The organism is Curtobacterium sp. MCPF17_018 (assembly GCF_003234135.1).
Lineage (GTDB): Bacteria > Actinomycetota > Actinomycetes > Actinomycetales > Microbacteriaceae > Curtobacterium > Curtobacterium flaccumfaciens.
In genome coordinates, this window is the sequence record NZ_QKSJ01000001.1 from 164,855 (window position 1) to 190,664 (window position 25,810).

Below are 25,810 nucleotides of genomic sequence, written 5' to 3' on the forward strand. Positions count from 1 at the left end.
CACAGGTGCGTCGTCCGGGGGATCGTTCCACGGATGTCCGGTTCGCTGGGCCGCCGCGAGGCCGGCGCGAGCACGATGGGCCCATGAGCCAGCTCGACAAGCAGGACCCGCGCGACCAGTTCCCCCGTCCGCCGTTCCCCGCGCAGACCCAGCAGGGGTCCGGGCTGGCGAGTGCGATGGACCCCGCCCCCGACCACGGCGAGACGAGCTACCTGGGCACCGGGCGGATGCGCGGGTACCGGGTGCTCGTCACCGGCGCGGACTCCGGCATCGGACGTGCGGCGGCGATCGCGATGGCGAAGGAGGGCGCCGACGTCGCCCTGAACGCCCTGCCCGAGGAACGCGAGGACCTCGAACAGGTCCGCGACGTCATCGGTGACCTCGGGCGCAAGACGGTGCTGCTGCCCGGCGACCTGACGGACGAGGCCTTCTGCGACGTCCTGGTGCAGGACGCCGTCAGCGAGCTCGGCGGCCTGGACGCGCTCGTGCTGGTCGCGGGCCACCAGCAGGTGCACGAGGACATCACCGTGCAGAGCACCGAGGACTTCGACCGCACGATGAAGGTCAACCTGTACTCGCTGTTCTGGCTCGTCCGCGCTGCCGTCCCGCACATGGCGCCGGGGAGCTCGATCGTCACGACCAGCTCGGTGTCCGCGTACCAGCCGCAGGACCGCATGATCGACTACGCCGCGACGAAGGCCGCGATCATCACCTACACGAACGGGCTCGCGCGGCAGCTCGCGAGCAAGGGCATCCGGGCCAACACGGTGGTGCCCGGGCCGGTGTGGACGCCCCTGCAGCCGATCAGCTACCCGGGCGACGAGATCGCGGCGTACGGCCAGGACACCCCGTTCGGCCGTCCCGCCCAACCCGTCGAGCTCGGCAGCGCCTACGTCTACCTGGCCGGGCCCGAGTCGTCGTACACGTCCGGCACGACCCTGACGGTGGCGGGAGCGACCGGGGTGGCGCTGTGAGTCCCGCCTCGCGCAAGACCGTCGTCCTCGTCGGGGACCGGCGGCTCGCGCTCACCAACACCGACAAGGTGCTCTACCCCGAGACCGGCACCACGAAGGGTCGGGTGATCGAGTACTACGAGCGGGTCGCGCCGTGGATGATCCCGCACGTCAAGGACCGCCCCGTGACCCGGAAGCGCTGGGCCAACGGTGTCGAGGGCAAGGTCTTCTTCGAGAAGAACCTGCCCGACTCGGCCCCCGACTGGGTGCGGCACCACACCATCCACCACTCGGAGCACGACAACGAGTACCCGATCGTCGACGACCTGCCGACTCTGGTGTGGATGGCGCAGCAGGCCGCGCTCGAACTGCACGTCCCGCAGTGGCGGTTCGGCCCGCGCGGCGCGCAGCAGAACCCGGACCGGCTCGTCCTCGACCTCGACCCGGGCGAGGGTGTGGGGCTGCCCGAGTGCGTCGAGGTCGCCGTGGCCGCGCGCGAGATCCTGCACGGCATGGGACTCGACCCGTACCCGGTGACCTCCGGCTCCAAGGGCATCCACCTGTACGCGGCCCTCGACGGTAAAGCGACGACGGCGCAGGTCTCCGACGTCGCCCACGAACTGGCCAAGGCCCTCGAGACGGACCTGCCGGACCTGGTGCTGTCGTCGATGAGCCGTGCCGAGCGGAAGGGCAAGGTCTTCGTCGACTGGTCGCAGAACAACGGCAACAAGACGACCATCGCCCCGTACTCGCTGCGCGGCCGCGAGCGGCCGACGGTCGCAGCGCCCCGCACCTGGAAGGAGCTCGAGGAACGCGGGCTCGCGCAGCTCACGTTGGACGAGGTCCTCGAACGCCTGGAGGCCCGTGGGGACTTCCTGCACCCGGTCGCCTCCGCCTCGCTGGCCGTCGGGCGCGACGACCACGGTCACTGGGACAGCGACCGGACCGAGCGCGCGAACGACGCCGAGCAGCCCGCACGGGACCGCCTCGCCGCCTACCGGGCGAAGCGTGACGCCTCGAAGACTCCGGAGCCCGTGCCCGAGGGCGCACCCACCGTGCGGAAGGACGGCACACCGACCTTCGTCATCCAGGAGCACCACGCCACCCGCGACCACTACGACTTCCGGCTCGAGCACGACGGGGTGCTGGTGAGCTGGGCCCTGCCGAAGGGCGAGCCCACCGACCCGGGCAAGAACCACCTGGCCGTGCAGACCGAGGACCACCCGCTCGAGTACGGGTCGTTCGAGGGCACGATCCCGAAGGACGAGTACGGCGGCGGCACGGTCACCATCTGGGACGACGGTACCTACGAGCTCGAGAAGTGGCGCGAGGGGCAGGAGGTCATCGTCACGCTGCACGGCCGGGCGGGTGGCGCTCGCCGCCTCGCGCTGTTGCACACCCGCGGCCGTGGCGGTGGGGACGAGAAGAACTGGCTCATCCACCGCACGAAGGAGCAACCCGAACGGCTGGCGGACGCCGGCGGCTCTGCGGGGCCGGCGGTGGCGCGACGGGCGGACCGGCCGTCGGACGGGCACGGCGATGCACACCGCGCCGGGCAGCGACGGATCAGCGGGGCCGCGGACGCCGAGACCCCGCCGTCGGAACGTCGGACGATGCAGGCGACCCTGGCCAAGGGCGAGCCCCGGCTGGACCCGACGGACTGGGCCTTCGAGATGAAGTGGGACGGGGTGCGGGCGCTGGCGACGGTCCGCGACGGGTCGGTGACCCTGCGCAGCCGCAACGACAACGACCTGACGGCCCAGTACCCCGAGCTGCAGGAACTGGGCGAGCGGGCCGGCGTGGACGGCGTGTTCGACGGTGAGATCGTGGCCGTCGACGATCGTGGCCGACCCTCGTTCCAGCTGCTCCAGAACCGCATGGGCCTGACGAAGGCGCGCGAGGTCCGGAGCGCGCAGGAGACGACGCCCGTGCGGTTCCTGCTGTTCGACGTGCTCGAGGCGGACGGGCACGAGCTCACGCGGCTCGGCTACGACGCCCGGCGGCAGGCACTCGAGACGGTCGTGGAACCCGGCGGTGCGATCGACGTGCCGCCGGCGGCGCAGGGCGACCTCGACGCGGTGCTGGCTGCGTCGCGCGAGCAGGGCCTCGAGGGCGTCGTCGCGAAGAAGCGGTCGTCGAAGTACGCCGAGGGCCGGCGGTCCGAGGCCTGGCTCAAGCTCAAGCACCACGCCACGCAGGAGGTCGTCGTCGGTGGCTGGAAGCCGGGCAGCGGGCGGCGCGCCGGCGGGATCGGGTCGCTGTTGCTCGGGGTGCCCGGCCCCGACGGGCTGGAGTACGTCGGCAAGGTCGGCACCGGGTTCCGTGACCGCGACCTCGACGAGATCGCCGCTGTCCTCGCACCGCTGGAACGGAAGACCCCGCCGTTCGTCGACGTCCCACGACCTGACGCTCGGGCTGCGCACTGGGTCACGCCGAAGCGCGTCGGCGAGGTCGAGTTCGCCGAGTGGACCGGCGACGGACGGCTCCGGCAGCCGTCCTGGCGGGGGTGGCGGGTGGACAAGGACCCGGACGACGTCGTGCGGGAGACCTGACGCGCGCTTCGCCTTCAGGGCCACATGCGTGCGCATGGGGTCAGCCGCTGGCGAACATCCGTCCCCCGTCCGGAGCCTGCGCGGGGGACAGTATCGGCACCGCTGGCCACGATCGGCCATCGGCTGTTACGTTCGCCGGGACGAAGGGGGCTCCGAGGATGAACTCGAGCAAGTACCTGCCGCCCTACACGGCTGCAGAACGCGTCGCGATCACGGGGGACGACCTGTCGCAGCGGTCCGTCGAACCGGGCACCGGCACCACGGAGACCGAGGTCCGGTACGCGGACTTCCTCGCCGACGAGGACGACGACTGACCGGCACGGCCTGAACGCCCGATCGCTCGACGGGTCCGACAGACCCGACGGCCCGCACGCTGGATCAGGAAGCGCACGGACCGTCGCCGAGGCACGTGACCAGCCGGTTCAGGGAGACCGGCCACGAAGCCCCGCACCGGGCTCGCCGCAAGGCCACCGGTGGGTCCACTGGTGAGACGGACCGAGTGGCCGGATCGTCACACGAGCGGCAAGAAGAATCGCCGGGCGACCTCGATGGTCGCCCGGCGATCTCGTCTGTCCGGAGAGGTCCTGTTGTCGGATCAGTACGGGGTCAGGCCGCGGGTGCAGGGCCGTCGGCGGGCACCGCGCGGTCGGCGACGGGTGCGTCCTCCTCGATGAGCTCGTCCTCTTCCGGTTCACTCACCTCGGCCGCGGCGGCCTTCGCCTCGTCGATGGACTCCTGGGAACGGCGGAGCAGGTCGTCGTCGTGTGCTGCCTGATCAGTCATGCCAGCAACCTACGCGGGCGTCCCTGTGTCGGCGTCCCGACGGCGGGCACCGTGCGTCGGGTCGTGCCGGCCGGTGTGCGGTGGCTCGAAGTCCACCGCGGACGTCGGCGCGGGCGTCGAGGGCATCGCCGGAGCGGCCGGGGCGCCGTACGCATCGGCGGCGTCGAGCACCGCACGGGTGGCGGCGACAGCCGTCCGGAGCGCATCGCGGACGGGCATCGCCCGGTGCGCCGGCGTCCGGACCTCGACGCCCCACGGCTCGGCGAACCCGAGTTCGCGCACGGTCCGGACGAAGCCGGGCAGATCCCACGCTCCCGCACCGGGCAGGTACCGTGCCGTCCGGGACTCCTCGGCGAGGGTCATCCCGCTCGGGGTGTGCAGCAGCCCGTCGCTCAGCTCGACGGCTGCGAGGACCCCCGGTGCGACGCCCTGCCGGATCGACGCGAGGGTGGAACCGCCGCGGAGCGCGTGCATGGCGTCGATGAGCAGGCCGCCGTTCGGGTGTCCGGCAGCGGCGACGAAACGGGAGGCCCGTTCGATCGTGGGCAGGTTCGACCACGGTTCCGGTTCGAGCACGAGCTGCGCTCCGACCGCCTCGGCCTGGTCGGCGAGCACGAACCAGTCGCCGGCCATCGTCGCGGGGGAGGCTCCGGGCAACGAGGTGTCGGCGCGCGCCACCACCTGCCAGGCGCTCAGCGTCGCCGCGGCCTCGAGCACGACACCGCGGTCGGCGTCCTCGTCCTGGGTGCGGCTCGTGCACGTCCACCAACGGTCCAGCGGTCCGAGCTGGACCCAGACGATGCCGGCGGCGTCGAGCATGCGCCGCAGTTCGGCGAAGCCCGTCGTCGCGCGGACCTCGTGCAGGTCGTCGAGGGACAGCGACAGGCCGGCGAACCCGGCGGCGCCCACGGCGTGCACCCGGTCGCGGACGCTCTCGTCGCCCGCCCACGTCCAGGACGTGGCGAGCAGGTCGTGTTCCAGCACGGTGGTACCTCCGGCAGTCCCGGGGTGTCCGCGTCGCCCCGTCGCGATGCGCCGCCCCGTGTCCGCCGCGGGCCCCACCCGCGACGATGCCCAAGACTTACCCGTGCTGCCTGCGAACGCTCCCAGCCCGTCGACACATCGCGGACACGTGCTTCAGACGATCCGGGTCCGGACCTCGCCGACGCCGGCGATCGTGCCGACGAGCACGGCGCCGCGTTCGAGCACGCCGACACCGTCAGGAGTGCCGGTCATCACGAGGTCGCCGGGCGCGAGCGCCACGGACCGTGACAGGGCCGCGATCGTCTCGGCGACCGACCAGATCTGGTCGGCCAGGTCGCCCGACTGACGGAGTTCCCCGTCCACCGTCAGCTCGATCGCGCCGGTGGTGGGGTCGACCTCGGCCGCCGGGGTGATGGCTCCGATCGGGGCCGAGGCGTCGAAGCCCTTCGCCGTGTCCCACGGCCGCCCGAGTCGCTTCGCCTCGGCCTGCAGGTCGCGGCGGGTGAGGTCGATCCCGACGGCGTAGCCCCAGACGTGTGCGAGGGCATCGGTGACGGCGATGTCCGTGCCGCCGGTGCCGATCGCGACGACGAGCTCGACCTCGTGCTCCAGTTGCTGCGTCAGCGGCGGGTACGGGGTGTCGACGCCGTCGACCACGACGGCGTCGGCCGGCTTCGTGAAGAAGAACGGCGGCTCGCGGTCCGGGTCGTGGCCCATCTCGCGAGCGTGCGCCGCGTAGTTCCGGCCGACGCAGAACACGCGGCGGACGGGGAAACGCGCGCCCGTCGTCGTGGGCACGGTCGGGAGGCTCGGGGCCGGGATGACGAGTTCGGTCACGGTCCCAGCGTGGCAGGCTCGCAGGGCATCGGTTCAGCTCTCGCCGAAGGACGCCTCGTACCGGAGCTTCCGCGCCCGGGCGCGCTCCTGCCGTTCGCCCCATTCGATCCGCGCCTGGCGGAGTTCGTCCTCGGCGCCCTTCGCCCGCATCCGGGACCGTAGTGCGGGTCTGCCAGCAGTGCGGGCGTCGTCAGTTCGCGTCCGTCGAGCCAGCGCTTGAAGTCCTTGTCACTCAGCTTCGAGATCATCGTTCGCTCCTTCGTTCGTCGCTGCGGTCAGGTCGTCGAGTGCCTGGCCGACCCAGCGGTCGTCGGCGGTCGTCGAACTGCGGGTCACCAGCGCAGCGGACATCACACCGGCAGCCGCGCGCTCTCCTTCGTCGTCCGAGGTCGCCCGGTCGGCGACCCGTGACCAACGCTGCCACCACAGATCGCGGTGCACCGAGAACTCTGCATTTCGCCGTCCTGCGCGCCCGTCGAGCACCGAGGCGACGAGCGCACCCAACGCGACGGATGCGCTCGTGACCGACACGAGCGCATTGGTCCAGCCGATGTCCATGCCGGAACCCTGACAGCACGGAACCGGCCACGTGGCGGGCGTGACCGGTCCTGTGGAGGGTGCTCCGGGCCTCCTGGGCTGTGGAGGAACGCGTCAGTTGCCGGGCGCAGCCGCCTCGGTCTCGCCCGCACCCGGGTCGCCGCCGGTCCCGCCGCTGGCCGGCTCGTCCTGGGGCCAGCCCGCGAACTCCCAGCCCGCGAGCGACGGGTGGTCCTCGCCCTTCGTGTACGCGAACGTCCGCGCAGCGTCACGCGCTTCGGACAGCTTCGTGAGCAGGTCGGCGTGCGCTTCGGCATCCACCCGCGTCAGGGCGTCGTGGGCCAGGGCGAAGCGGTCCATCTCGTTGCGCATCAGCATGTCGAACGGCGAGGTCGTCGTGCCCTGCTCGAGGAACCCGTGCACGTGGAGGTCGTCGTGCCCGTTCCGGCGGTACGTCAGCTGGTGCACGAGGGTCGGGTACCCGTGGAACGCGAAGACCGTGGGCGTGCCGGGCAGGAAGAGCGCGTCGTACTGCTCGTCCGGGATCGGGTGCTCGTGCTTGCGCGGGTCACCGAGCGCCAGCAGGTCGACGACGTTGAGCACGCGGACCCCGACGCCGGGAGCGTGCTTCCGGATGATGTCGGTGGCGGCGATCGCCTCGACCGTGGGGACGTCACCGGCGCAGGCGAGCACGACGTCGACCTTTCCGACGGCCTGCTCGGTGCCGGCGAAGTCCCACACGCCGAGTCCGGCCTTCGCGTGCGCGACCGCGTCGTCGAGGGACAGGAAGACCGGCTCCGGGTGCTTGCCCGCGACGATCACCTCGATGCGGTCCGTGGTCTCCATCGCGTGCGCGGCGACGGCGAGCAGCGTGTTGGCGTCGGCCGGCAGCTTGATCCGGACGAGGTCCTGCTGCTTCGACGCGACGACGTCGAGGAACCCGGGGTCCTGGTGGGAGAACCCGTTGTGGTCCTGTCGCCAGACGTGCGACGAGAGCAGGAGCGACAGGTTGGACACCGGCACCCGCCAGTCGATGTCGGTCGAGGACTCCAGCCACTTCGCGTACTGCCCGACCATCGAGTCGATGATGTGGGCGAACGCCTCGTAGGTGTTGAGCATCCCGTGCCGACCGGACAGCACGTAGCCCTCGAGCATCCCCTCGAGCAGGTGCTCGGACAGGACCTCGGTGACCCGCCCACGTGCGGCGAGGTGCTCGTCGCCGGCGGCGCGCTGAGCCCGCCAGACGCGCGAGGTCACGTCGAACACGGCGTCGAGCTTGTTCGAGATCGTCTCGTCCGGGCCGAAGAGCCGGAAGGTCGAGGCGTTCTTCTCGATGAGTGCGGCGAGCCAGGGGCCGAGCGTGCCCGTCGCGGACGCCGTGGAACCGACCTCGACCGCGTACGGCTCGAGCGGCGGCCGGTCGAGCGCGGTTCGCAGCCGACCGCCGTTGCCGTGCGGGGTGGCGCTCATCCGCTCGTCACCGGTCGGGCGGATCGTGGTCATGATGCCGACCGGGTGGCCGTCCGCGTCGAAGAGCTCCTCGGGGCGGTACGAGCGCATCCACTCCTCGAGCTGGGCACGGTGGCCGTCGTCCTCGCGCACCGCGGGCAGCGGCACCTGGTGCGCGCGGAAGGTCCCCTCGACCTGCTCGCCGTCGACCTCCTTCGGGCCGGTCCAGCCCTTCGGCGTGCGCAGGACGATCATCGGCCAGCGCGGACGCAGGTCGGCGGCACCGGCGGGCTGCCCCGCGGCGGCACGGGCGGCCTGGGCGCGGGCGGCGGCCTGGATGTCGTCGATGCCGGCGAGGGCACGTCGCAGGGCACCGTCGAACAGGGCGTGCACCGCGTACGGGTCGTCGTCGACGCGGCGGGAATCGACCACGATCGGGTCGTAGCCGAGCCCGCGGAAGTACGCGGTGAGGTCCTCGTCGGGGATGCGGGCCAGGACGGTCGGGTTCGCGATCTTCCAGCCGTTGAGGTTGAGGATCGGCAGCACGGCGCCGTCGGAGACGGGATCGAGGAACGTGTGCGCCTGCCACGACCCGGCGAGCGGACCGGTCTCGGCCTCACCATCACCGACCACGCACGCGACGACGAGGTCCGGGTTGTCGAGCGCCGCACCGTAGGCGTGCGACAGCGAGTAGCCGAGTTCACCGCCCTCGTTGATGGAGCCGGGGGTCTCCGGGGCGGCGTGCGAGGGGATGCCGCCGGGGAACGAGAACTGGCGGAAGAACCGCTGCAGGTCGACGTCCTGGTACAGCTCGTTCCACGTGCCGTCCAGCCAGGCGTTCGCGTTCATCGCCGGGCCGCCGTGCCCCGGGCCGCAGATGTACAGGAACTCGCGCCCGGTCTCCGTGATCAGCGCGTTGCAGTGCGCGTACACGAGGTTCAGTGCGGGGGAGGTGCCCCAGTGGCCGAGCAACCGCGGCTTGACGTCGTCGGGTTCGATCGGCCTGGTGAGCATCGGGTTGTCCAGCAGGTAGATCTGCCCGACCGTCAGGTAGTTGGCGGCGCGCCACCAGGCGTCGACCGCCCGGAGCCGGTCGGTGGTGGAGATGTGTGCTGGAGCCATGGGTACACGGTACGAAACACCGGGTTGCGGCACCTCAGGAAACTCGTCCCAAACCGTTCGGGCGGGGGTGCCGAATCACTTGCACAGGGCAAAAGCCCAGGGCGCTCTCCGGTCACACTTGGCCGGTCTACAGCTTGCTCACAGCAAGCGTGCGCACAGCGTGCACGTTCGGCCACCGGCCGGAGCGCCTCCAGAGCAAAGGACTGATCACGATGCGTAAGAGCCTCAAGACCTCCATCACCCTCGCCACGACCGGCGCCCTCGTCCTCGGCGGTGCCGCGTTCGGGATCTCCTCCGCCCAGGCCGCCACCCCGAACGTGCACACGGTGTCCTCGTCGTCCGAGTCGAAGATCCCCGCACCCGTCGCCTCGGTCCCCGAGGTCCTCGGCGGCTCCACCGCCGTGAAGCTCGACTCCGGCTTCACCGACGCCCTCACCGCCCTGAAGCTCACCCCCGGCGTCTCCGGCGACGCGACCCTCGCCGACGGGTCGGTGTCGTTCCCGATCACCGCCGGGTCGGTCACCTACTGGTCCCCGGACGGCAACTACCGCCCCTACGTGCAGGGCCTGCTGAACCACGACGACTCGGGCCTGACCCTGAAGGCCGGCGACACCACCGTCACGCTGGAGAACTTCGTCGTGAACCCGGGCTCGTCCAAGCTCTACGGCGACGTCCTGGTCAACGGCAAGGTCGCCGCGGCCAACGCGTTCCTGTTCGAGCTGCACGGCGGCTCGCTCAAGCCCCTCCAGCTCGAGGGCGACAACGCCATCCTGACCGGCACCACCGTCCACGTCAGCGAAGACGCCGCCGGCCTGCTGAACAAGACCTTCGGCACCGACGCCGTCAAGCGCGGCCTCCTCGTCGGCACCGCCACCATCACCGCCCAGATCAAGTAACACCCCGCACCACCACAGTCGGCCCGGACCACGCAGCAGCGCGGCCCGGGCCGACTTGCGTCGTGCGCCGTGCGGAGCCGGGCGTACCTGGTGGAACCGGGCGAACCTGGTGGAACCGGGCGTACCTGGTGGGTTGTTTCGACCAGGTACGCCCGTTCTTGCGAACCAACGCGCGTGCGATGGGAAAGAACGGGCGCACAGACGGACGGGAGGCCCGGTGCCAGCTGGCACCGGGCCTCCCGTCCGTCGTGTCCGCGCGCCGGGCCGGCGGCCCCTGCCGGGACTCGGCCCCGCGGACAGGTTGCGGGTACCGGGACCCGCAACCTGTCCGCGGGGCCGAGTCCTGGCACCGGGCCTCCCGTCCGTCGTGCGCGTACACCGGGTCGGCAGCCGCCGTCCTCACGGGCTGGACGACACCTCACGCGCTCACGTTTGCGAGAACTGTCGCTCAGCGCGAAATCTCGCCCCGGACCGCAGCTCGGCACCGCTCAGCCGCGCCGCCACCACCGCCGCGGTTTCGCCTCGAGCCGCGCCTGCTCCGCAGCCCGCGCGGCCGAAGCCATGCGCACCTCGCGGCGTTCCCGCCAGGCGAGCACCTCGGCCTCGACGTCGCGCATCGGCGTCACCACCGGCGGCCCGCCGAGCAGCTGCCGCCGCGCCTCCTTCACCCGCGCGTTGAAGTCGACGAGGACGTCGCGCACGTCGGTCTCGAGCGACAGGGCGTCGAGGGCGTCGTCGAGTTCGGCGTCCTCGGTCCGCAGCGCCAGGGCCGGCGGCGCGATGCCCCGGATGTCCTCACGCTCGATCTTCGACTTGATCCACCAGTCCGGGTCGTGCTGCCCGTCGAGGCCCGGAAGCGGCTTTCCGTGGTACGGGTTGCCCTCGAAGACCCCGCGGCGCTCGGCCTCCTCGATCTGGGCCCGGGCGTGCGCGGCGACGTCGGCGGCCTTCAGCAGCCGACGTTCCTCGCGTTCCGAGCGCACCTCGTCGGGGTCGAGCGACCCCCGCTCGATCTCCTGGTCGACGAGCTGCTGGTAGCGGTAGCGGGCGGCCCTGCGGAGCCGGTCCATCCGTGCATCGACGTCGTTCATCGTCAGACCATGATGCCCCGCGCTCCCGACGGGCCGTCCAGGCCGGTCAGGACTTCTCCGAGAGCTCTTCGATGGTCATCGCGGCCTGGATGAGCGCCAGGTGCGACAGCCCCTGCGGGATGTTGCCCATGAAGTCCCCGTCGACGGCGCTGAGCATCTCGCTGAACAGGCCGACGTCGTTCGCCTGCGCGACCATGTCGTCCATCAGCTGCTTCGCGTCGTCGATGCGTCCGACGCACGCGAGCGCGGCGGCGAGCCAGAACGAGCACGCCACGAAGGGGGACTCCTCGTCCTGGATGCCGGAGTACCGGTACACCAGCGGCCCGTGCTGCAGCTGCTCCTCGATGGCCCGGATCGTGGAGTCCATGCGCGGTCCACGGTCGAACGCCGACATCGCGTGCAGCAGGATCGAGCAGTCGAGCGCGTCGGTGCCCGGGTACATGACGTAGTGGCCGAGCTCCTCGTTCCACCCGTTCTCGGCGACCCAGTCCTCGATGAGCTCGCGGTTCTCGATCCACTTCTCGCGCGGGCCGTCGATCATCCCCGCGTCGTGCAGCTCGACGGCCGCGTCGAGCGCTTGCCAGCAGCCGATCTTGCTCGTCGTGTAGTGCTGCGCCTCCTGCAGCTCCCACATGCCCGAGTCGGGCTCCACCCAGCGGTGGCACGCGTCGTCGGCGAGGTCCTGCAGCACCGAAGCCGTCTTGCGGTCGAGCACGTTGCCGGCTCGGACGTACTGTCGCATGATCTCGAACACGTCGCCCCAGACGCCGAGCTGCAGCTGGTCGCCGGCCCGGTTGCCGATCGTGACCGGACCGATGCCGTTCCAGCCCGGAACGTCGCGCTCCTCGACGGTGTCGCTCTTCGACCCGTCGAGTCCGTAGAAGATCGGCATCGTCTCGTCGTGCTCGGCGATCGTGCGCATCACCCACGAGACGGCGGCGTGCGTCTCCTCGCGCAGGCCGAAGCGGGTGAGCGCGTGCACCGTGTACGCCAGGTCGCGCACCCAGGCGAACCGGTAGTCCCAGTTCTTCCCGCCGGTGCGGTCCTCGGGCAGGCTCGTCGTCGGGGCCGCAGCGATGGCGCCGGTGGGGGCGAAGATCAGGAGCTTCAGGGCGAGGGCGCTGCGCTGGACCGCGTCGGACCACGGTCCGTCGTAGCTGAACTCCTTCGACCAGGTCGACCAGTTCTCGATCGTGCGGTCGACCCCTTCGAGCGTGCGCTCCGGCTCCGGCAGGAAGATCGGCTCGTCGTACGTGCCGACGATGGTCAGGATCGACTTCGAGCCCTCGGTCGTCGAGAACCGCCCCGAGAACCGGGGGCCGTCGTCGTGCACCGGTTCGAAGCCCTGCTCGACGATCGCGATGGTCACGCCGTCGACGCCGATCACCGTGCCGTTCACGGTGTCGAGTCGGCGCGGCTCCGCGGTGTTCAGGATCGTGCCGGGCACGACCGCCCACTCCATCTCGACCGAACCGTCGACCCCCTGCACGCAGCGGGCGATCTCGGCCCACGGCAGACGTCCGGCCACCCCGGTGACCATGGCGTCGGTCACGGTTGCGGTGCCGGACGGGGTCGTCCAGGTCGTCACGAGCACGTTCGTCCCCGGCAGGTAGGCGCGGGACACCTGCGCCTGGTCGTCCACGGGCCGCAGGGCGACGTGTCCGCCGTGCTCCGCGTCGACGATGCTCGCGAACACCGGCGGTGAGTCCATCGACGGGATCGGCAGCCAGTCGATCCGCCCGTCGAGCGCGATGAGGGCGACCGTCCGCCCGTCGCCGATCGCGCCGTACGAACGGAGCGGGACGTACCCGTTCGTCCGTTCCTCGTTCTCCGTCGCGTCGGGGGTGTCTCGCGTGCGCTCGGTCATGCGTCCAGCCTGCCCCGGCCCCGGCGGCGACCATCAGGCGGACGTACCCCTCGTGGAGAACGCACGCCGAGCCTCCAGCCTGTGGAGAACCGCCGGAGAACCGCCGGAGAACCGCCGGAGCACCCCCGGAGCACGACCGACACGCCCACGCGACTTGCGCATCCCGGGCGTGTCGCACTAGCGTCGTGCTCCTGCCGATCGGCAGACCGCCCGCCCCGGGCACACCGGAAGGACCGCGCATGCGCGCCGTGCAGCACAACGAGGAACGCGTCGAGCTCCAGCTCGCCGCGGCCGCCGTGCTGCCCGAGCAGCAGTGGTCCCTCCGCTATCCCGCGTAGGCACGCGACGTCACACGACGCCTGCGTGCCCACCCGGCCCGGGGCGTTCGTCAGCACCGCTTCCTTCCGTCCGCCACGTCGGGCGACGACCAGGAGGCCAGGCGTACGACCGTCTCGGACCGTCACCTCGACGCTCACGAAAGCGAGACGACTCCATGAAGAAGATCAACGACCGATTGCTCAGCTGGGCCTCGATGCTCGAGGACAACACCGAGCAGCAGGCCCGCACGACCGCGCGCATGCCGTTCGTGTTCCCGCACCTGGCCCTCATGCCCGACGCACACCTCGGCCTCGGGGCCACCGTCGGGTCCGTCATCCCGACCCTCGGCGCGATCATGCCGGCGGCCGTCGGCGTGGACATCGGCTGCGGCATGATCGCGGTCCGAACGCAGTTCACCGCCACCGACCTGCCCGCCGACCTGCAGGGGCTGCGCGAGCAGATCGAGCGCGCGATCCCGTTGTCGGCCGGTGCGTCGAACCGGAAGATCGTGGCGACCGCCGCACCCCGGATCGCCGAGCTCGAGGCGATGGCCGCGATCGCCGGGTTCGACCCCGACGGCGTGCACGGCGGGTGGCGGAACCAGCTCGGCACGCTCGGGTCCGGCAACCACTTCATCGAGGTCTCCCTCGACGAGCAGGACCGGGTCTGGCTCTTCCTGCACTCCGGGTCGCGGGGCGTCGGCAACAGGATCGCGCAGCGGCACATCAAGGTCGCCAAGCAGGCCATGGAGCGGTGGTGGATCCAGTTGGCGGACCCCGACCTGGCGTACCTGGTGGAGGGCACGCCGGAGTTCGACCGGTACATCGCCGAGCTCCGGTGGGCACAGCACTTCGCGCTGCTCAACCGCGAGGAGATGATGGACCGCGTCGTCCGGCAGCTGTCCGAGGCCGTCGGCACGCCCGTCGACGAGCGCGAGCGGATCAACTGCCACCACAACTTCACGCAGCGTGAGACGCACTGGGGCAAGTCGGTGTGGGTCTCGCGCAAGGGTGCGATCCAGGCGAAGGCCGGTCAGCCCGGCCTGATCCCCGGGTCGATGGGCACCGCGTCGTACGTGGTCGAGGGACGCGGCAACAAGCCCTCGCTCGAGTCGTCCCCGCACGGTGCCGGCCGGCTGTTCTCGCGGAGCGCGGCCCGGCGGACCTTCACCCACGAGCAGCTGCGCGAGGCGATGGCCGGCATCGAGTACCGCGACACCGACGCGTTCCTCGACGAGATCCCGGCGGCGTACAAGCCGATCGACCAGGTCATGGCGGACGCCGAGGACCTCGTGTCGATCCGGCACACCCTGCGGCAGGTCGTCAACGTGAAGGGCGACTGAGACGCGCCCACCGACGGACCGGAGGCCCGTGGCGGCGCCGCCACGGGCCTCCGGTCCGCCAGGTGGCGGAGCGCAGGGCCCGGCGCGCCCCGGACAGGACGGGACGCGTCGGGCACGCTGGGGCGTGATGAGCGACACGGCGGAGCACGCAGCGAAGGAAACCGGACGACAGGTCCGGCGAGCGGCCGACAGCCGTTGGTTCGAGGTCACGGCACGCGCCGGGTTCGTCGGCAGCGGCATCGTCCACCTGCTGATCGGGTACCTGGCGATCCTGCTCGGCATCGGCAACGCGTCCTCCGGCGGCGAGACGGACCAGTCCGGTGCGCTGCAGCAGATCGCCGCGGTCCCCGGGGGCGTGTTCCTGCTCTGGCTGATCGCCGTCGGCACCGCCGCACTGACTCTGCGCCTGATCGTCGAGGCGATCGTCGGTGGCCGTTCCGACACCACCCGGGGCTGGCTCGCCCGGCTGAAGGACGTCGCGAAGGCCGTGGTCTACGGCGTGATCGCCTACTCGGCCGCCTCGTACGCGCTCGGTGCCGGGTCGAGCTCGAGCAGCTCGTCGCAGAGTGCCGCGGCGAAGACCCTGGCGACGCCGGGCGGGGTGTTCGTGCTGCTCCTCGCCGGGGCGATCGCGGTCGCGGTCGGCATCGGCCTCGTGGTGATCGGCTGCCGCCGGTCGTTCCGCAAGCAGATCACACGACCGTCGGGCCAGCTCGACCGCGTGGTCACCGTGCTCGGCGTGGTGGGGTACGTCGGCAAGGGGATCGCCGTGGTCATCGTGGGCGTGCTCATCGCCGTCGCGGGGCTGCGGAGCGACCCCGACCAGGCCACCGGGCTCGACGCCGCGTTCGACGCCGTGCGGAGCATGCCCGGCGGAGTGTTCGTCCTCGTCGCGATCGGCATCGGGTTCCTGGCCTTCGGCGTCTACAGCTTCTTCCGCGCACGGTTCGCCCGCCTCTGACCCGCGGACGTACGGACGACCGGACCGGCGCGGACCTTCGCGCTCCGCGACACCTCACGGGCCGAAGCGGGCGCGAGGTGTCGCTGAGCCCGTGAACTCGCCGCCGCCGCCGCCGCCGCCGCCGCCGTCTCACCGCCGTCCCCACGCCTGAGCGGGCACGGACCGCCCCCGCGGTAGACGGGGTCGATGAGCACCAACGTCACGACCGGCCCCGCGACCGTCTTCGCCGACGCCCGAGCGGTCCTCGCCGAGAGCATCGTCTGGGACCCGTCCGCACAGTTGCTCCGGTGGGCCGACATCACCCTCGGCACCCTCAACACCGCCGAGGCCGACGGCACCGTGCGGTCGAGCGTGCCGCTGCCGCCCCCGCTGGCGAGCTTCCAGCCCCGGGCCTCCGGCGGGTTCGTCGCGGCCCTCGGCGACACCGTCGTGGTGACGGACGAGCAGGGTGCCGTCGAGCGCGAGATCGCCCGCGTCACCCACAGCACCTCGGGCAACCGGTTCAACGAGGGCAAGTGCGACCCGTTCGGCCGGTTCCTGGTCGGCAGCATGAACGTGACGACCGGCGAACCCGACGCGGCGCTCTACTCGATCGAGGCGGACGGCACGACCCGGGTGCTCCGCGGTGGCTTCGGCGTGACGAACGGCATGGAGTGGTCGGAGGACGGCCGCACGATGTACGTCACCGACACCAGCGCCTCGACGGTCTTCCGCGGGTCGTACGGCCCGGACGGCGAGCTCGGCGAACTCGAGCCGTTCATCGTCGGTCACGCGCACGACGGCCTGGTCCGCGACGACGAGGGCTGCTTCTGGAGCGCGATCTACGGCGGATCCCGCGTCGAGCGCTACGGGTCCGACGGCTCGCACCTGGAGACGGTGGAGCTCCCCGTCGCCAACCCGACGTCGGTGGCGTTCGGCGGCCGGGACATGTCGACGCTCTTCGTCGGGACGGCTCGCGAGAACCTCACCGAGCAGGACCTGGAGCAGGCGCCGCCCTCCGGCGCGGTCTTCGCGGTGCCGACGACGGTGCACGGGTTCCCCGCGAACACCTTCAGCGGCTGAGCACGTCGTCGCCGCCCGCGCGGACGGCGGCCGGGTATCCTGGGCGACCGCCCGACCGGAGGAGACCCACGTGGACGACGAACGCCAGGCACCCCGGCCGGACCCTGCCGGCGAGCTCGCCCAGGCCGAGGACGCCGACGTCACGGTGCAGGTCGACCGGGTCGCGGTCGACGGCACCTACGTCCGGGTGAGCTCGATCGGCGAGCCGGGCGCGCGGGCCTTCGTGCTCGTCGCGGGCCTGGGCATCGCGTCGACCTACTACGAGCGGCTCGCCCCGCACCTCAACGAGAACGGTCCGGTGCACGCGCTCGACCTGCCGGGCTTCGCCGGTGTCCCGCCGTTCCGGGGCACGGTCACGATCGAGCGCTACGCCGACGCGGTCGAACGGGTCATCGACGACCTCGGGCTCCAGGACCCGGTCCTGGTCGGGCACTCGATGGGCACGCAGGTCGTCACCGAGGTCGCCGCCCGCCGTCCGGGCATCTCCGACCTCGTGCTCATCAGCCCGGTGGTCGACTCGTCGGCACGCACGGTGCGGCAGTCGGCCTTCCGGTTCCTGCGGTCGACGCTGCACGAGCCCGCCGCGGTCCGCTGGCACGGCATCACGGCGTACGCGCTGTGCGGGTGGCACTGGTTCCGGAAGGTCCTGCCACGGATGATCGCGTTCCCGATCGAGGAGCGCGCCGCCCACGTGCAGGCCCGCACCCTGATCGTCCGCGGTGAGCACGACGCGATGGTGCCGCGGGACTGGGTCCGTCGGCTGGCGCGGGTGTTCCCGTACGCGGTCCTCCGCGAGGTCGTCGACGGCGCACACTCGGTCATGCACGCACAGGCCGACGCGGTCGCGCGGCTCGCGGTGGCGCACGTCGACCACCGGATCCCCGACCGGGGCGTGTCGTCGCTGCAGCGGGTGCACGACGACTCGACGTCGTCGGACCTGGCCCGGCTCAGCCCGGGCGACGCCTGGTTGCTGGTCAAGTCGCGGTTCATCGAGCTGTTCGGGATGGCCCGGAACGACGACGAGACGCTCGAGGCGGCCAAGTCCGCGCACGCCGTCGCGATGGCGGACGGCGACGACCTGCCGGTCGACCCGGCGGACCGCCGTGCGGTCGTCGACGAAGTCGCGCCTGAGTCGAAGTAGCGAGCACCGTCGAACCAGCGAGCACGGTCGAAGCAGCGAGCACGGTCGAACCAGCGGGCGTCGCGATCTGCGGGCGACCGCCTGGAGGCCCGGTGCCGGTCCGACGGACCGGCACCGGGCCTCCAGGCCGTCGCAACCACCGCGACGGGCGAGCGGTCAGGGCGTGATGCGGCCCGGCAGCATGTCGGGCGTGAGCGCGTTCGCCTCGGCGAGGACCTTGCGGGCCTCGTCGGTCTTGTCCCAGACGTTCCAGAGCAGCACGCCCCGGACGGTGTCGTCGTCGTCCAGGTAGTAGACGACGCCGGTCACCGTGGGGTCCTGCCAGTCCTCGACCGTGCGGAGCTCCGCGCTGACCTGCCCCACCGCCTCGTACCCCATGTCGAAGACGTCGGAGTAGAACATCGGCGTGTGGTCGTAGGTCTCGTCGGCGTCGGCCAGGTTGCGGCCGGCCTGCCGACCCTGCTGCTGCGCGTTGTCGACGTGCTCCACCCGGCGGGTGCCGAGGATGCGGTCCGGGTACTCGGCGACGTCACCGGCGGCGAACACGGAGTCGTCGTCGGTGAGCAGCGTCGAGGTCACCACGATGCCGTCGCGGACGGTGAGTCCGGCGTCGGAGGCGAGCTGCGTCGCGGGTTCGATGCCGAGTCCGGCGACGACGGCGTCGGCCTCGACCACGGAGCCGTCGTCGAGCGTCAGCCGAACGCCGTCCGCCGTCTCGGTGCCCTCGGACACCCGACGGCCGGTGCGGAGCTCCACACCGTGGTCGACGAAGCGCTGCTGGAACGCCCGTGCCAGATCCTCGGGGAACATCCGGCCGCCGACGACCTCGTCCGGGTCGACCAGTGTGACGCTCGCACCGTTCTGCACGATGCCCGCCGTGATCTCCTGGCCGATGTACCCGCCGCCGACGACGGCGACGTGTGCCCCGGCGTCCGCGAGTTCACGCAGCCGGCGGTAGTCCGACGCGCTGCGGTAGTCGAGCACGCGTGCCGACGGGGACAGCCCCGGCAGCCCGCGGGGCTTCCCGCCGGTCGCGAGCAGGAGCCGCTCGTAGCCGTGGGTCGCGCCGTCGGCCGTCGTGACGGTCTTCGCGGCACGGTCGATCGCGGTCACCGTGGTGCCCAGGACGAACTGCGCCCCGGTCTCCTCGGTGTGCAGGTCGACCTTCTCGTCCCAGCTGAAGTCCGGGTCGGTCCAGAGCTTCTTCGACAGCGCGGGCCGCGCGTAGGGCCGGTCGACGTCCTCGCTGAGGATCCCGATCGACCCGTCGGTGTCGAGCTCGCGGATGCCACGGGCAGCGGCGTCGGCGACCATCCCGCCGCCGACGATGAGGTAGCGGAAGTCGGTCATGACGCCTCCTGGCGGTGCTGTGGCGCCACGATCAGATCGTGGCGACCGAGCCGGAGTCGACCCGGTAGTTGGCGCCGTTCACGAAGCTGGCCAGGTCGGAGCACAGGAAGGCCACGACGTTCGCGACCTCTTCCGGCTCGCCGCGGCGCTTGAGCTCCATGTACGGCCGCTCTTCTTCGAGGAAGCTGCCGATGGCCTCGTCGAACGAGGTCCCGCGCTGCTTGGCCCGCTTGTCCATCATCGCGTCGGTCATCGGCGTGTGGATGAACGCGGGGGAGACCGTGTTCACCAGCAGGCCCTCGGAGGCGTAGGAGCGCGACAGGCCCTTCGCGAACGAGAGCACCCCGGCCTTGGCGGCGCAGTAGGGGAGTTCGTCGTCGTACGGCTGCGAGGCGTCCTCGGACACCAGGTAGACGATGCGGCCCCAGCCGCCCTGGCGCAGGTCGCCGATGAACTCGCGGGTGATCCGCACCGGCCCCATCAGGTCGATGTCGATCGTCTCCGCCCAGCCGGCCTCGTCGATCTCGTGGAACATGCCCTGGGCGCCGGTGACGCCCGAGGACTGCACCAGGATGTCGATCTCGCCGACGGCCTCGCGCACCTGGTCGTGCAGGGCGGCGAGGCTCTCGGCGCTCCGGACGTCGGCGGCGAAGGCGTGCAGCTTGCCGAGCGGTGCCTCGAGCTGGTCCGCACTGGTGTCCAGACGGCTCTGGTCGATGTCGGTGACGACCACGGTCGCACCCTCTGCCAGGAGGATGCGCGCCGTGTTCCAGCCGATGCCGGAGTCGCCGCCGAAGACGAGCGCGGTCTTGCCCTGGATACCGAGGTCCACCCGGGCCCCTACGCGTGCGCCGACGCGTCGGCGACGGCGGGCGTGGTGGCGGAGGCCAGCGGGGTGCTGGGCGCGCGGTTCTCGGCGGAGACCATCCACGCGAGCTGCTCGAGGCGCTCGATGAAGCCGTGGAGCAGGTCCGCGGTCGTCGGGTCTTCCTCGTCGACCTCGTCGTGGACGTCGCGCATGGTGCCGGTCGCCTGGTACAGCCGGAGCGTGACCTGGTCGATGGCGTCGTGCGTGGTGATCTCGCCCGAGGGGAACGCGTCGAGGTGGCTGCCCGCGGAGACGGTCGCCGAGCGGCCGTCCGGCACGAGGTACAGCGCGCGCATGCGCTCGGCGGTGTCGTCGGCGAACTCACGAGCCGCGTCGACGATCTCGTCGAGCTGCAGGTGGAGGTCGCGGAAGTTGGTGCCGAGGATGTTCCAGTGGGCCTGCTTGCCCTGCAGGTGCAGGTCGATGAGGTCCACGAGGACCGCCTGGAGGTTCTTGGCCATCTTGTCCGAAGCGTGCATGGTTGTGGCTCCTTTCGCGTCGGTGTGACCGTTCCGGTCTACGCGGTCACGCAGTGCACGCTCTCAGTGCGCTCGGAGGCGGCGTCCCCCGAGGTCGTCCGGCGCGATGCCGCTCAGTGCGACGGCGCGGGGTCGACCTGGTCGACGGCTTCGCGCATCTGCTCCAGGAAGCCGGCGACGATCCGCGCCTCGGACGCGGGGAGTCCCTCGGCGATCGACATCATCCGGCGGTGCATCACGCCGAGCGTGGCGCGGACCTCGTCGTCTGTCTCGGTCGTCGGAGTGATGACGAGGGCCCGGCGGTCGGTGGGGTGCGGGTCGCGGCGGACGTGGTTCGACTTGACCAGGCGGTCGATCAGGATCGTCGTCGAGGCCGACGAGATCTTGAGGTACGCGGCGAGGTCCTTCGGGCTCACGGCGGTGCCGGAGCGCTGCGCCTGCAGCAGGAAGCGCACGGCGAGCAGGTCGGTCTCGCCCATGCCCATCGAGTCACGGGTCCGGCGGCGCATGGCCGTCTCGGCGGATCGGTACCGGCGCAGGGCGTTGAGCACCGCGACCCCGCGTTGGGTCGCGTCGTCGTCCGGGAACCAGTACCCGGACGCCTCGGTGATCTCCTGCGTCGACATGGCGTTCAGGGTAACCCGTCTCGTATCTCGGTCGTCTAGCGGACTCCCGGGTTCCGCCACGACGGTGCGTCCGCAACGTCCGATGCGTCCGCACCGGACGGACAGGAGGCCCGTGCGGGGTCGCCACGGGCCTCCTGTCCGACGGTCGGTCGCGTTACGCGGCTGCCTGCTCGTCCGTGCCGGCTGCGGCCTCGGCGAGCGCGGTGAGCGCGCCCTGCACGAGCGTCGTGACCTCGGCGTCCTCACGCGGGTGGGTCTCCGCGAAGCGGACGACCGACTGCGGGATGGCGACCTTGACGTCCTCCAGGACCTTCGCGCCGGCGATGCCGGCGGCCTTGCGGGCGTCGTCGTGCGCCCAGACGCCGCCGTACTGGCCGAACGCCGAGCCGATCACGGCGAGCGGCTTGCCGGACAGCGGCGAGGCGCCGAACGGACGCGAACCCCAGTCGAGCGCGTTCTTCAGGACGGCGGGGATGGTGCCGTTGTACTCGGGGGTGATCAGCAGGACGGCGTCCGCGGTGGCGACGGCGTCGCGGAAGGCGACGGCAGCGGCGGGCGGGGTGTCGCCGTCGATGTCCTCGTTGTAGAACGGCAGGTCGACGATGCCGTCGAAGGTGTGCAGCTCGATGCCCTCCGGCGCGTGGTGCGCGGCGGCCTCGGCGAGCTTGCGGTTGATGGAGTCGGCGCGCAGGCTGCCGACGAGGACGAGGACGTTCGTCATAGAGCTCCTTCTGTTGCGGGATGCTGTTGCTGGACGGAAAGGTGTCAGCGACAACCAATCCGATCGTCGGGCGCGCTATTCCCAACGCTGGGTACGGTGGCGTCGTGACCTCGCTTCGGACCCCGGCCAGCACGCCTCGAACCACCGATCCGACCTGGTGGCGCGACGCCGTCGTCTACCAGGTCTACCCGCGCAGCTTCGCCGACACGGACGGCGACGGACTCGGTGACGTCGCGGGCATCACGAGCCGGGTGCCGTACCTGGCGTCGCTCGGCGTCGACGCGCTGTGGCTCTCCCCGTTCTTCCCGTCGCCGCTCGCCGACGGGGGCTACGACGTCGCCGACTACCGGGCCGTCGACCCGAAGCTCGGGTCCCTCGACGACCTCGACGCCCTGGTCCGGGCCGCCCACGAGCACGACCTCAAGGTCATCGTCGACATCGTGCCGAACCACACCTCGGACCAGCACGAGTGGTTCCGGGCCGCACTGGCGTCCCCGCCCGGGTCGGCCGAGCGTGCGCGGTACGTGTTCCGCGAGGGGTCCGGCGACTCCGGGGAACTGCCGCCGAGCGACTGGGTGTCGAACTTCGGCGGCAGCGCGTGGACCCGGGTACCGGACGGGCAGTGGTACCTGCACCTGTTCGCCCCCGAGCAGCCGGACCTGGACTGGTCGAACCCCGAGGTCCGCGCCGACTTCGAGGACACCCTGCGCTTCTGGTCCGATCGCGGTGTCGACGGGTTCCGCGTGGACGTCGCGCACGGTCTGGCGAAGGACCTGTCGACCCCATACCGGCCCTCGAACGAGCAGGACCTGCCGCTCGACGGCTCCGACCCGCTGTACGACCGCGACGAGGTGCACGAGATCTTCGCCACCTGGCGCCGGGTGCTCGACGAGTACGAGCCGCCCCGTGCCGCGGTCGCCGAGGCCTGGGCCCCCGCGCCCCGCCGCGTCCTGTACGCCCGGCCGACGGAGCTCGGGCAGGCCTTCAACTTCGACCTGCTCGAGTCCCCCTTCGAGCCGGACGCCTTCCGTCGGATCATCGAGCGGAACCTGGCAGCCTCCGAGCAGTCGGGCGCCTCGAGCACCTGGGTGCTGTCGAACCACGACGTCGTGCGGCACCCCACCCGGTACGGCCTGCCGGACGGCACCGACACCGATGCCTGGCTCATGACGGACGGCACGACGCCGGAGCTCGACCGCGCACGGGGGCTCCGCCGGGCACGTGCCGCGACGCTGCTGATGCTGGCGTTGCCGGGGTCGTCGTACGTCTACCAGGGCGAGGAACTCGGCCTGCACGAGGCCGCCGCGATCCCGCGCGACCTGCTGCAGGACCCGAAGTGGCTCCGCACCGGGCACACCGCGAAGGGCCGGGACGGTTGCCGGGTGCCGATCCCGTGGACGCGTTCCGGGCCGTCGTTCGGCTTCGGGGACGTCGCACCGCACCTGCCGCAGCCGCAGGACTTCGGGGAGTCCTCGGTCGAGGCCGAGGACGGCGATCCCGAGTCGACCCTGTCGCTGTACCGCCGGGCGCTGGCCGCACGACGCCGGCTGCAGCAGGGGGAGGCGCTGACGTGGCTGGAGTCCGGCTCCGAGGTCGTGGCGTTCGCCCGGCACGACGGCTGGCGATCGTTCACGAACTTCGGCACGGAGCCGCTGCCGTTACCCGCCGGCACCGTCGTCGTCGCGTCGTGCCCGCTCGACGAGGTCTCGTCCGGTGTGTTGCCCGGCGAGACGACGGTGTGGTTGGCCTGAGCGGACAGGTTCTTCCTCCACAGCCCGGAGGCCCGTGGTGACGTTCCACAGATCGTTTCGCCGCCGCCCGGGGGTGACCTCCCGATCGCGAGCATCGGGGCATGACAGATCCCACTGCTCCAGCATCCGGTCCACGGCCACTCCGGTCGCGGGTCGTCCGTCGCCTCGCTGCGGTCGGCGCCGCGCTGACCGCGCTCGGCGTGCTCGCGGCGCCCGCCGTGCTCCCGTCCGGGTCGAGCGCCGCTGCGCTCGACTTCCCCTACGTCAACGAGTTCTCCAGTGCGTCAGGCGGCACCCTGCACGGTGACGCCGCGGTGTCCGACGGCCGCCTGCGACTCACCGACGACGTCCGGAACCAGGCCGGGGCCTGGTCGACGAACGACACGTTCCCCTCCGACACCGGGCTCGAGATCGAGTTCACCTACGCCATGTACACCGCGAAGGACGACCCCGGGGCCGACGGCCTGCTGCTGTACCTGGCCGACGGGGCCGCACCACAGGGTGTCGGGTCGTACGGCGCCGGCCTCGGGTACGCCTGCCGCAGCACCGTGACCGAGGGCGGTGGACGCCCGTGCGACCTTCCGGGGGTCCCCGGCGGCTTCGCCGCCGTCGCGATCGACCACTACGGCAACTTCTCGTCGCGCATCAACGACTCCGGTCCCGGTGCCCAGGCCGACCACGTCGTCGTCCGCGGCTCGGGCGACGGGACCGAGGGCTACCGGTACGTCGCCGGCGTCGCGGCCCCCGGCGGCACGGTGACCGACGGCGCCGCACCGCGGAAGGTCCGCGTCACCCTGCTGCCCGAGGCCGACGGCGGCCTCGCCGTGACGGTCCGGATCCAGGCCGGCGGAGCCCTGCGGACGGTGCTGGACTCCGTGCCGCTGCACGGCGACGGACAGGCCCCGCTGCCGAGCACGCTCCGCCTCGGGTTCGCCGCGGCCACCGGCAGCCACGTCGACAAGCACGAGGTCGATGCGCTGCAGGTCCGGAAGCCGGCGGACCTGTCGGTCGAGCACGACCTGCCCGCGACCGTCGCGGCAGGCGACCCCGTCCGCTACGACGTCACGGCCCGGAACCCCGGCCCGAACGCCTCCGATCCGAGCCCGTTGCGCGTCGACGTGCCGGACGGCATCGAGGACGTCACCTGGACGTGCACCGCGGCGGCGGGCTCCGCCTGCGCGACCGCGACGGGGAGCGGTGACGTGGCGACCGACCTGTCCCTGCCCCGCGACGGTTCGGCCGTGGTGACGATCGACGGGCGGGTCGCCGCGGGCACCGAGGGGAGCCTGGAGAGCGTCGCGACGATCGCCACGCCTGCGTCGTTGTCCGACACGAACGAAACGGACAACGTCTCGCGGGCGAGCACGACCGCGACGGCACCGGTGGCCGTCGCGCACGTCGAGACGGACAAGTCCGTGTCGCCGTCGACCGTCGCACCCGGTGACGAGGTCGAGTACCTGGTGACCGCACGGAACCGGGGCCCAGCGGTCGCGGAGCACGTCGGGGCCGTCGACGACCTGCCCGAGGCCATGGGCTTCGCCGGTTCGGACGACGGGTGCACCGCCGAGGGGCAGCGCGTGACGTGCCGATCCGACACCTCACTCGACGTGGGGGAGACCCGCGCCTTCCGGATCCGCGCCGTGCTCGACCCCGGGTACCGGGGGGACGGATCCGACGTGGTGAACGTGGCGACCGCGACCTCGCCAACCGACCCGGACGGGGGCGACCCGTCCACCGGTGTGGCGATCGTCGTCGACCCGGGCGACGAGGGACCGGCGCCGAGCCCTGCGCCGACGACCGGTCCGGCACCGGACGACGGGGACGGCTCCGGTGATGGCGGTTCCGGCGACGGCAACGGCCCCGCGGCGGGTGCTGACGACGGGCGTGCGGGTGCTCCGGCAGCTGACCACGGGGCCACCGCGCCCGTCGGAGCCCTCGCCTACACCGGCTCCGAAGGGGTCGGCCTCGCCGCCGCGCTCGCAGCCCTGGCCGCCGCCGTCGGATCCGTGTGCTGGTGGCTCGCCCGACGTCGTGCCCGCCGGGACGCGCCGACCGACGACCCGCAGCAGCCCTGACACCGCCGGGACGGCACCGGACAGCGGTGCCGTCCCAGCGCACGG

At 71.9% G+C, this 25,810-nt stretch carries 22 protein-coding genes; 10 read left to right on the forward strand and 12 right to left on the reverse strand.

The genetic code is table 11. The features are described 5' to 3' along the window. Positions 1 to 83 precede the first annotated feature (83 nt). From DEJ27_RS00815 to DEJ27_RS17600, 3 genes are all read left to right on the forward strand, one after another. The gene (locus DEJ27_RS00815; RefSeq protein ID WP_111090136.1) at positions 84 to 974 is read left to right on the forward strand and encodes an SDR family oxidoreductase; all 891 of its coding nucleotides are present in this window, start codon (positions 84 to 86) and stop codon (positions 972 to 974) included. Then, the gene (locus DEJ27_RS00820; protein WP_111090137.1) at positions 971 to 3,505 is read left to right on the forward strand and encodes an ATP-dependent DNA ligase; all 2,535 of its coding nucleotides are present in this window, start codon (positions 971 to 973) and stop codon (positions 3,503 to 3,505) included. Before DEJ27_RS00815 ends, DEJ27_RS00820 begins: the two co-directional genes overlap by 4 nt. A 158-nt stretch (positions 3,506 to 3,663) precedes the next feature. Beyond that, a complete protein-coding gene (locus DEJ27_RS17600; protein ID WP_155896954.1) occupies positions 3,664 to 3,819 on the forward strand; it encodes a hypothetical protein in 156 nt (51 codons plus the stop codon). Between the two features lie 292 nt (positions 3,820 to 4,111). On the opposite strand, the gene DEJ27_RS17605 is transcribed toward DEJ27_RS17600, so the two are convergent. From DEJ27_RS17605 to DEJ27_RS00840, 5 genes are all read right to left on the reverse strand, one after another. Further along, the gene (locus DEJ27_RS17605) at positions 4,112 to 4,288 is read right to left on the reverse strand and encodes a hypothetical protein (RefSeq protein WP_181419934.1); all 177 of its coding nucleotides are present in this window, start codon (positions 4,286 to 4,288) and stop codon (positions 4,112 to 4,114) included. 9 nt (positions 4,289 to 4,297) lie between these two features. Then, entirely contained in the window at positions 4,298 to 5,272 is a 975-nt protein-coding gene (locus tag DEJ27_RS00825; RefSeq protein ID WP_181430046.1) for a sugar phosphate isomerase/epimerase, read from the reverse strand. A gap of 153 nt (positions 5,273 to 5,425) precedes the next feature. Continuing rightward, positions 5,426 to 6,109 (reverse strand): fumarylacetoacetate hydrolase family protein, encoded by a 684-nt coding sequence (locus DEJ27_RS00830; RefSeq protein WP_110858638.1) that lies wholly within the window; start codon positions 6,107 to 6,109, stop codon positions 5,426 to 5,428. Between the two features lie 228 nt (positions 6,110 to 6,337). Next, positions 6,338 to 6,667 carry a hypothetical protein gene (locus DEJ27_RS00835; protein WP_111090139.1) on the reverse strand — a complete coding sequence of 110 codons (330 nt, stop codon included), beginning with the start codon at positions 6,665 to 6,667 and terminating at the stop codon, positions 6,338 to 6,340. Positions 6,668 to 6,760: 93 nt separating this feature from the next. Next, positions 6,761 to 9,217, reverse strand: a complete 2,457-nt coding sequence (locus DEJ27_RS00840; protein ID WP_110858641.1) for a phosphoketolase — start codon at positions 9,215 to 9,217, stop codon at positions 6,761 to 6,763. Between the two features lie 212 nt (positions 9,218 to 9,429). Between DEJ27_RS00840 and DEJ27_RS00845 the strand changes: the two genes are divergently transcribed. After that, a complete protein-coding gene (locus tag DEJ27_RS00845) occupies positions 9,430 to 10,113 on the forward strand; it encodes a hypothetical protein (RefSeq protein WP_110858642.1) in 684 nt (227 codons plus the stop codon). A 488-nt stretch (positions 10,114 to 10,601) separates the two neighbouring features. Here DEJ27_RS00845 and DEJ27_RS00850 read toward each other — a convergent pair whose 3' ends face one another. Together DEJ27_RS00850 and DEJ27_RS00855 are read right to left on the reverse strand one after the other, a co-directional pair. Beyond that, positions 10,602 to 11,204, reverse strand: a complete 603-nt coding sequence (locus tag DEJ27_RS00850; RefSeq protein WP_110858643.1) for a DUF1992 domain-containing protein — start codon at positions 11,202 to 11,204, stop codon at positions 10,602 to 10,604. 46 nt (positions 11,205 to 11,250) lie between these two features. Continuing rightward, on the reverse strand, positions 11,251 to 13,071 hold the full coding sequence (locus tag DEJ27_RS00855) for a glycoside hydrolase family 15 protein (RefSeq protein ID WP_111090140.1): 1,821 nt from the start codon (positions 13,069 to 13,071) through the stop codon (positions 11,251 to 11,253). A gap of 493 nt (positions 13,072 to 13,564) precedes the next feature. On the opposite strand from DEJ27_RS00855, the gene DEJ27_RS00860 reads away from it, so the two are divergent. The 4 genes from DEJ27_RS00860 (at position 13,565) to DEJ27_RS00875 (ending at position 17,895) form a co-directional block, all read left to right on the forward strand. Then, positions 13,565 to 14,731 (forward strand): RtcB family protein, encoded by a 1,167-nt coding sequence (locus DEJ27_RS00860; RefSeq protein ID WP_111090141.1) that lies wholly within the window; start codon positions 13,565 to 13,567, stop codon positions 14,729 to 14,731. A 127-nt stretch (positions 14,732 to 14,858) separates the two neighbouring features. Continuing rightward, entirely contained in the window at positions 14,859 to 15,692 is an 834-nt protein-coding gene (locus tag DEJ27_RS00865) for a DUF1206 domain-containing protein (protein ID WP_111090142.1), read from the forward strand. A 186-nt stretch (positions 15,693 to 15,878) separates the two neighbouring features. Further along, the gene (locus DEJ27_RS00870; RefSeq protein WP_111090143.1) at positions 15,879 to 16,754 is read left to right on the forward strand and encodes an SMP-30/gluconolactonase/LRE family protein; all 876 of its coding nucleotides are present in this window, start codon (positions 15,879 to 15,881) and stop codon (positions 16,752 to 16,754) included. A gap of 70 nt (positions 16,755 to 16,824) precedes the next feature. Then, complete coding sequence (locus tag DEJ27_RS00875) at positions 16,825 to 17,895, forward strand: alpha/beta fold hydrolase (RefSeq protein WP_110858648.1); 1,071 nt, start codon at positions 16,825 to 16,827, stop codon at positions 17,893 to 17,895. A gap of 156 nt (positions 17,896 to 18,051) precedes the next feature. On the opposite strand, the gene DEJ27_RS00880 is transcribed toward DEJ27_RS00875, so the two are convergent. From DEJ27_RS00880 to DEJ27_RS00900, 5 genes are all read right to left on the reverse strand, one after another. Then, positions 18,052 to 19,245: an NAD(P)/FAD-dependent oxidoreductase gene (locus DEJ27_RS00880; RefSeq protein ID WP_110858649.1), complete on the reverse strand. Its 1,194-nt coding sequence runs from the start codon at positions 19,243 to 19,245 to the stop codon at positions 18,052 to 18,054. 31 nt (positions 19,246 to 19,276) lie between these two features. After that, positions 19,277 to 20,077, reverse strand: a complete 801-nt coding sequence (locus DEJ27_RS00885; RefSeq protein WP_110858650.1) for an SDR family NAD(P)-dependent oxidoreductase — start codon at positions 20,075 to 20,077, stop codon at positions 19,277 to 19,279. An 8-nt stretch (positions 20,078 to 20,085) separates the two neighbouring features. Then, positions 20,086 to 20,592, reverse strand: coding sequence for a Dps family protein (locus tag DEJ27_RS00890; RefSeq protein WP_017886495.1), 507 nt, complete (start codon positions 20,590 to 20,592; stop codon positions 20,086 to 20,088). 113 nt (positions 20,593 to 20,705) lie between these two features. Continuing rightward, entirely contained in the window at positions 20,706 to 21,218 is a 513-nt protein-coding gene (locus tag DEJ27_RS00895) for a MarR family winged helix-turn-helix transcriptional regulator (RefSeq protein WP_027464983.1), read from the reverse strand. A gap of 154 nt (positions 21,219 to 21,372) precedes the next feature. Continuing rightward, positions 21,373 to 21,939 carry an NADPH-dependent FMN reductase gene (locus tag DEJ27_RS00900; protein ID WP_027464982.1) on the reverse strand — a complete coding sequence of 189 codons (567 nt, stop codon included), beginning with the start codon at positions 21,937 to 21,939 and terminating at the stop codon, positions 21,373 to 21,375. A gap of 104 nt (positions 21,940 to 22,043) precedes the next feature. On the opposite strand from DEJ27_RS00900, the gene DEJ27_RS00905 reads away from it, so the two are divergent. Together DEJ27_RS00905 and DEJ27_RS00910 are read left to right on the forward strand one after the other, a co-directional pair. Beyond that, positions 22,044 to 23,690, forward strand: coding sequence for a glycoside hydrolase family 13 protein (locus tag DEJ27_RS00905; protein ID WP_110858651.1), 1,647 nt, complete (start codon positions 22,044 to 22,046; stop codon positions 23,688 to 23,690). A gap of 101 nt (positions 23,691 to 23,791) precedes the next feature. After that, entirely contained in the window at positions 23,792 to 25,765 is a 1,974-nt protein-coding gene (locus DEJ27_RS00910) for a DUF11 domain-containing protein (RefSeq protein ID WP_146238461.1), read from the forward strand. Positions 25,766 to 25,810 lie beyond the last annotated feature (45 nt).

Bases quoted from the DNA above. Each gene is read 5' to 3' on its own strand.
- DEJ27_RS17605 (WP_181419934.1), bottom strand. From the start codon at position 4,288: ATGACTGATCAGGCAGCACACGACGACGACCTGCTCCGCCGTTCCCAG.
- DEJ27_RS00890 (WP_017886495.1), bottom strand. From the start codon at position 20,592: ATGCACGCTTCGGACAAGATGGCCAAGAACCTCCAGGCGGTCCTCGTG.
- DEJ27_RS00870 (WP_111090143.1), top strand. From the start codon at position 15,879: ATGAGCACCAACGTCACGACCGGCCCCGCGACCGTCTTCGCCGACGCC.
- DEJ27_RS00895 (WP_027464983.1), bottom strand. From the start codon at position 21,218: ATGTCGACGCAGGAGATCACCGAGGCGTCCGGGTACTGGTTCCCGGAC.
- DEJ27_RS00815 (WP_111090136.1), top strand. From the start codon at position 84: ATGAGCCAGCTCGACAAGCAGGACCCGCGCGACCAGTTCCCCCGTCCG.
- DEJ27_RS17600 (WP_155896954.1), top strand. From the start codon at position 3,664: ATGAACTCGAGCAAGTACCTGCCGCCCTACACGGCTGCAGAACGCGTC.
- DEJ27_RS00845 (WP_110858642.1), top strand. From the start codon at position 9,430: ATGCGTAAGAGCCTCAAGACCTCCATCACCCTCGCCACGACCGGCGCC.
- DEJ27_RS00835 (WP_111090139.1), bottom strand. From the start codon at position 6,667: ATGGACATCGGCTGGACCAATGCGCTCGTGTCGGTCACGAGCGCATCC.
- DEJ27_RS00865 (WP_111090142.1), top strand. From the start codon at position 14,859: ATGAGCGACACGGCGGAGCACGCAGCGAAGGAAACCGGACGACAGGTC.
- DEJ27_RS00850 (WP_110858643.1), bottom strand. From the start codon at position 11,204: ATGAACGACGTCGATGCACGGATGGACCGGCTCCGCAGGGCCGCCCGC.
- DEJ27_RS00855 (WP_111090140.1), bottom strand. From the start codon at position 13,071: ATGACCGAGCGCACGCGAGACACCCCCGACGCGACGGAGAACGAGGAA.
- DEJ27_RS00860 (WP_111090141.1), top strand. From the start codon at position 13,565: ATGAAGAAGATCAACGACCGATTGCTCAGCTGGGCCTCGATGCTCGAG.
- DEJ27_RS00910 (WP_146238461.1), top strand. From the start codon at position 23,792: ATGACAGATCCCACTGCTCCAGCATCCGGTCCACGGCCACTCCGGTCG.
- DEJ27_RS00880 (WP_110858649.1), bottom strand. From the start codon at position 19,245: ATGACCGACTTCCGCTACCTCATCGTCGGCGGCGGGATGGTCGCCGAC.
- DEJ27_RS00900 (WP_027464982.1), bottom strand. From the start codon at position 21,939: ATGACGAACGTCCTCGTCCTCGTCGGCAGCCTGCGCGCCGACTCCATC.
- DEJ27_RS00840 (WP_110858641.1), bottom strand. From the start codon at position 9,217: ATGGCTCCAGCACACATCTCCACCACCGACCGGCTCCGGGCGGTCGAC.